The organism is Anaerolineales bacterium (assembly GCA_022866145.1).
In the GTDB taxonomy this organism is placed as follows: Bacteria; Chloroflexota; Anaerolineae; order Anaerolineales; family E44-bin32; genus PFL42.
The window spans coordinates 1-6,070 of record JALHUE010000451.1; the positions used below are offsets into that span (position 1 = coordinate 1).

The following is a 6,070-nucleotide window of genomic DNA, read 5'->3' on the forward strand; positions in this document are numbered from 1 at the left end:
AGCAACGGTAGGGAGCGAGAGGCACCTGAACCACTCCCTCCCGAGGGCCAAGATCCAGCACTCGAGCACCCTGGACCAGCGATCGGACTATCGATGCACTTCATCTGCGTCTCCGTGTCCGTTTCTTCAGCACCCTGCTAGGAGCCGCTCCTCATCATAGTGTCGCGGCTCAGAACAACCCGCTTCCGCCAGTCGCCCTACGGGGCCGCCTAACAACTCGCTGAAGCTGACCCGGCGGGCGGCGCCTTCGGTGCGGCTTGCCTGGCCAGCCGGCCGGGCGGAGAATCCTGCGAGTCCTGCCCGCTTCCGCCGGGCAGCTTAGCTCGAGGCCGTTAGCCCGCCTTCATAAGCGCATGATCAGCAATAGAACTACACGAAAGGAGATTGTTATGTCACAACAAGAAGGTATCGTGAAAGGGGATGCCCTTCAGAAAAGTGGCAGCGCTGGCTTTCTCATCGGCGCGATTCTGATGGTGATTGGCGTTACCTGGCCCGCTTCTGTCGACATAGGCGGCGCGGCAGTGATGCAACAAGAGTTTGGCCAGCATGCAGTTCTTCTCCAAGTCTGCGCATTGCTCATGACTTTTGGCTTTTGGGGGGTGATGATCGGGATGGCTGGTATCTATCGCTCCATCACGGCGAACACAGCGAGTGGCGATGCTTGGGCGCGCCTGGGCTTCTATTTCCTCCTAGTGGGGACTGCTATTTGGACGATCGGTTCGTCACTAAATGTGTCGTACCCGGCCGCGATCGTGAACTGGCAGGCAGCGTCGGCTGACGGTAAAGATGCGGCGTATATCGCGGTTGCCGCGATTCCTGGCTTCGGCAGAGGATTGTTTCCATTGGAAGTAATCATCAATTGGCTGGCCTTCGCCTTACTGGGTATTGGCATGGTTCAAAGCGGTGTTGTTCCCCGCTGGTTGGGCTGGTTTGGGTTGACCCTGGGAATGGTCGGAATTCTACTGGGTATCACGCAGACTTTCACGGGACGCGAAAGCTCCTTGATTCTCTTCGGCGTTCTCTTATATGTAACCATATTGTGGTGGTTAGTGACAGGCATTTGGGTGGCACGAAGAGCGTGGTAAAAGGGAAGAGAAGAACCAAGAACGAAGCACGAAGTTTGAGCCGACAAAGCAGAAGCTTGGATGAAGGCATCTCTGCGAAGCAGGCAGGGAGCGGACTAACACCGCTTACAGCGGACGCTTCGCCTGTCGGCGCCGCGCCGCTAACGCGCACCGTTAGCCCGCCCCCAACAAGCGCGTGGTCACCAGAAGACTTCAAGAGAGGAGATTTCCATGTCACAAGAACAAGGTATCGTGAGAGGGGACGCCCATCTGAAACTGGGTAGCGCTGGATTCATCATCGGGGCTATTCTGATCGTTATTGGAAGGCTCTTGTTCCCGCCCTCTTTGGGTGTTGGCAACTGGCTGGAAATGAAGGAAGTTGTTGGTGAGCAGGCAGTCCGTCTCCAAGCCTGTGCGCTGCTAGTGATTTTTGGCTATTGGGCGGTGATGATCGGCACGGCAGGAGTCTACCGCTCCATCACTGCGGGTGGTGCTGCCTGGGCGCGCGTTGGCTTCTACTTCCACTTGGTGGGGACTGCCGTTTGGACTATTGTAGGCATGTCACTAGATGTGTCTTTTCCAGCCGCGATCGTCAACTGGCTGGCCGCGCCAGATGCCGGCAAGGATGCGGCGTATATCGCGGTTGCCGCGATTCCTGCCTTCGGCAGAGGATTATTCCCATTGGAAGTAATCGTCTATTGGCTGGCTTTCGTCTTCCTGGGTATTGGCATGGTTTACAGCGCCGTTTATCCCCGCTGGCTTGGCTGGGGTGGGCTGATCCTGGGCATTATTGGGGTGCCCCTAGGCATATTGATGACTTTCACCGGACGCGAGGCCATGCTTGGTCTCTTCATCGTTCTTTTGGCGCTGACCACACTGTGGTTCCTCGTGGTAGGGATCTGGGTCGCCCGAAAAGCGTGGTAAGAGAGAATAGAAGAGCAGTACCTAGGACATAATAGCGAGGTCGAGCCGACAAAGTAGAAGCCTTGATAGGGGCATCTGTCAAGCAAGTAGGCTGGGTGCGGGCTAACCACTCGCTGGAGCGGACCCGGCCAGCTCGGCGCGATCATCTGGACGCGTCTTGGCCGGGCCGCTCAGCTCGGCTCCGTTAGAAAGCTTCGAGGGGGAGTCTCATGGTTCCAGAGACTAGAGCGATAGCCCGTCAGGTGGCATTGGAGCTGTGCGACATCCAGTCGGAGTCCCATCCACCGGAACGCTTCAACAACTCCAGCCTCGTCTTCCCTTCCTATCGGCCACATGCCACCAACGGGCTGCAACGTGCAAGGGTGTCCGAGGCCGAAGCCAGGGTCCTGTACTGCTTAGCGTTGGCCAATCTGAAGCTACCGTTCGCAGTCGAAGTTCCCACCAGCGAGCGATACACATTCAGCGGCACGACCACGATGAGCGCACGAACGGACCTTGTCGTCTATTCCGCTCCGCCCAACGCACCACAAGGGCTAGTTCGCAACCTGGCCGTCGAGTTCAAGGCCCACAACGCCCCAGTCGCCGCGATTCGGAAGGACCTCGAGAAGCTCCTTCGTGAGCATTGCGACGGACTGTGGTTTCACGTCCTCCAGAATGCAGACTCGAGGACCATTCCCGCCCTGATGGAGAAGTTCGCTCAAGCGATCGGGGATCTTCGTGATCCCTGGCAGAAGTGCGGCCACACTCTGGCTCTCTGCGTCGTGGTCCTCCAGAAGAGATTCTGGCTCTATCGTACGCTTACGCCGAACCACGACTCAGCTCCTGACCTCGCTCTTGAGTATGGGGTCCAGGGCAAGAAGATCGTGGTCAGGGATGCCAAAGGCTGGGCCTTCGAAGCTTTCTAACAACTCGCTGAAGCTGACCCGGCGGGCTGGGGCATAAGGGAAGGCGCCTGGCCCGCCGGCGTGCGCGACAATCATGGGGAGCCTGCCCGCTTCCGCCGGGCAGCATAGCTCGAGGCCGTTAGGCGGCCAGCTGGAGCTTGGCAGAGCGAGGAGATTTGCATACCATGAAACCCATTGCCATTTCGCTCATGATAGTAGGCCTCATGCTGCCTGCAGCGTGCGCGCCCACCTTGCCACAAGCCACCAGTACTCCAGTGAGCACGCCGACGTCCCCATCTCCCACTGTCCCACCCACTGACACGCCCATCCCAACCGATACTCCCATTCCAGCAACATCGACTCCCACTCCCCAACCCCTTCTTCTTCGCCGGGCTTGCGCAAGGGACTATGTTGTTCGGGCGGACGAACCCATCCAGCTCTTCTACGGGGGATGGGGTGTGCTCGGCAAACAGCTGGCGGACGAATGGACCACGGCCCTGACCGTCGAGCTCACGATCGATGGACAGGTCATCCCTGGGAAAGCTCAACCCCCTTCACCCGACCTCCCACACAACTGCCCGAAGGACTCCGAGGGTTCCTACTGGCTCTACTCCACCGCCATCATCTCAGGCCTGTCCAGCGGACGACATGACGCGACAGTCGCGTTCAATGTGCTCCGGCCTCTTCCGGATGGATATGGCGGCAACTATGTCCCGGGCCAGCTGGCAAAACAGACGTTCAGAATCACTGCCCAGTAGTCCCGTGTCCTTGGGCCAGGGAGGCGCTGCCCGCCTAACAACTCGCTGATGCCGACCCGGCTGGCGGACGGAAAAGCAGTGGCCGCTTGCCTTCCAGGTTGTCCTAGAATGAAGGAAGCCAGCCATAGCCGCCGGGCAGCATAGCTCGAGGCCGTTAGGCCGCCCAAGCTGCGTAGGGGAGTCGCAGGCCAGGCACACAGCAACAGGCATCTGGTGAAGCTAGAATCACGAGGCCTGCCATCGCCGCCCCCACTGAGTAGCCCCACCGGACTGTCGTCTTGCGACAGCCTTCCGCGTCCCACAAGGAGAGCGAGCACCATGAAGCATCAGGCTCCCATTCTCCTCATCCTCCTGGTTTCGGCCGTTGCGACATCCGCCGTGCAGCCCGCGCGCCCCGCGGCGATGCCGGGATCGGAGCCAGCAATGCCGACGACCGATGACAGCAATCAGGCCGTGGTCTATCGAGACGCCCTCGCCCTTGGCTGGGAAGACTGGTCATGGGATTCAAGCATCCAGCTCGCCTCTACCCAGCATGCCCACGCCTCTGACGGAACCGTGTCTATCCGGGCTGAATTGGAGCCCTGGGGTGCCCTTTCCCTCCAGTACCCTTCCGGTTTCCATACATCCCCCTACCAGTGGATTGAGTTCTACATCTACGTCGGGGAGAACACGCTCCGCCGCCTCTCGTTCGTATTCAATGGCAACTCGGATAACGACCTCCTGCCCCGGGTGTCGATTGATGATCCAAGATACATAGCAGGAGGGACATACATCGCCAACCGATGGCAGAGAGTCAGGATCCCGCTTGCAGACACTGGAGGCTCCGAAACGGTCATCTGGGGCATCAATATCAACGATGCATCGGGCGACGGCCAAGAGCCATTCTGGGTCGATGGCATTCGTTTCCTCGCATCGACGCCTCTTGCGACGCCGGGACCGGAGGCAGCATTGCCGACGTTCGATGCCAGCAATCAGGCAGTCGTCTATCGAGACGTCCTCAGCCTTGGGTGGGAAGACTGGTCATGGGACTCCGATATCCAACTCGCCTCTACCCAGCATGCCCACGCCACTGACGGAACCGTGTCTATCCGGGCCGAATTGGAGCCTTGGGGTGCTCTTTCTCTCCGGTACCCTCCCGGCTTCCGTACGTCCGCCTACCAGTGGATCGAGTTCTACATCTACGTCGGGGAGAACACGCTTCGCCGCCTCTCGTTCGTATTCGGTGGCAACGCGGACAGCGACCTGCTGCCCCGGGTGTCTATTGATGATCCAAGATACATAGCGGGAGAGAAGTACATTGCCAATCGCTGGCAGAGAGTCAGGATCCCGCTTACAGACACCGGAGGCGCCGACACCGTCATCTGGGGCATGTCCATCAACGATGCTTCGGGCGATGGCCAAGAGCCATTCTGGGTCGATGGCACTCGCTTCCTCACATCGACGCCGCTTGCGACGCCCGCCCCAACGCTCCCACCCAAGGAGGCTAGTGCGGCAGTTGTGTATCAGAACAAGCTGGCACTTGCCTGGGAGGATTGGTCCTGGTACTCGACCGTCGACGTGGCCTCACGTGAGCACGCCCACAGCAAACCCCTTTCGATCAAGGCTTCCCTTGGTCCCACGGGGGCTCTTTCGCTGCACGTCCCCGGCTTCAACACGGCACCCTACCACTGGCTCGAGTTCTACATCTACGTTGGGGACAACACGCTTCGCCAGTTGTCCGTCTACTTCAACGACACGGCGGACAAGGAACTCATGCCCAAGGTCAGCGTCGATGATCCTGACTTCATAGCGATGGGGGCGTACATCCCCAACCGCTGGCAAAGAGTTAGGATCCCGCTCTCACGTACTGGGGGAGCCGATACCGACATCCTCCGCATCAACATCAAGGATGAGTCGGGCGCGGGCCAAGAAGCGTTCTGGATCGACGACATCCGCCTGCTGCCTGCTGACCCGGAGAGCCGCTAGGGACAAGGGGACACGCAGACGAAAGCCGCGGCGGCCGCTATCCTTGCTGCACGCCTCTCCCTCCACGGCACACCACTGGTCGGATTCTCGATTGGCGACACCCTCCCTCTGGTACCATCCTCGACTCCACCCCCATGTGGCTTTCGCGGATTGCCCCGAGAGAGTGAGAATGGGTCATGGGGGATTGTCACAAGTTGTCTTTCTTCTGGGCGGCCTAACAACTCGCTGAAGCTGACCCGGCGGGCTGGGCCTTCGGAGATGCTTGCTCTGCCCGCAAGCAAGCCGCACAATCTCAGGGAGCATGCCCGCTTCCGCCGGGCAGCTTAGCTCGAGGCCGTTAGGCATCCGGGAAGCTCGAATTCCCAGGATACAATCCATGTCACCGGTGCAACACCGCGTCAACGACACGTGGAGATGACATGAAGAAGAGCAGTTCGAAGGACGTGTCTCCCTCTGAGCTGATAGACGCGAGGAT

General features: G+C 59.5%; 6 protein-coding genes. 5 read left to right on the forward strand and 1 reads right to left on the reverse strand.

Annotation, left to right across the window (positions count from 1 at the left end):
* Nucleotides 1–389 precede the first annotated feature (389 nt).
* From MUO23_13325 to MUO23_13335, 3 genes are all read left to right on the forward strand, one after another.
* A complete protein-coding gene (locus tag MUO23_13325; protein MCJ7513930.1) occupies nt 390–1,085 on the forward strand; it encodes a hypothetical protein in 696 nt (231 codons plus the stop codon).
* 210 nt (nt 1,086–1,295) lie between these two features.
* A complete protein-coding gene (locus MUO23_13330) occupies nt 1,296–1,988 on the forward strand; it encodes a hypothetical protein (GenBank protein MCJ7513931.1) in 693 nt (230 codons plus the stop codon).
* Nucleotides 1,989–2,197: 209 nt separating this feature from the next.
* Nucleotides 2,198–2,893, forward strand: coding sequence for a hypothetical protein (locus MUO23_13335; protein MCJ7513932.1), 696 nt, complete (start codon nt 2,198–2,200; stop codon nt 2,891–2,893).
* Nucleotides 2,894–3,094: 201 nt separating this feature from the next.
* On the opposite strand, the gene MUO23_13340 is transcribed toward MUO23_13335, so the two are convergent.
* Nucleotides 3,095–3,274 carry a hypothetical protein gene (locus MUO23_13340; protein ID MCJ7513933.1) on the reverse strand — a complete coding sequence of 60 codons (180 nt, stop codon included), beginning with the start codon at nt 3,272–3,274 and terminating at the stop codon, nt 3,095–3,097.
* 56 nt (nt 3,275–3,330) lie between these two features.
* Between MUO23_13340 and MUO23_13345 the strand changes: the two genes are divergently transcribed.
* On the forward strand, nt 3,331–3,630 hold the full coding sequence (locus MUO23_13345; protein ID MCJ7513934.1) for a hypothetical protein: 300 nt from the start codon (nt 3,331–3,333) through the stop codon (nt 3,628–3,630).
* A gap of 423 nt (nt 3,631–4,053) precedes the next feature.
* The gene (locus MUO23_13350; protein MCJ7513935.1) at nt 4,054–5,595 is read left to right on the forward strand and encodes a hypothetical protein; all 1,542 of its coding nucleotides are present in this window, start codon (nt 4,054–4,056) and stop codon (nt 5,593–5,595) included.
* Nucleotides 5,596–6,070 lie beyond the last annotated feature (475 nt).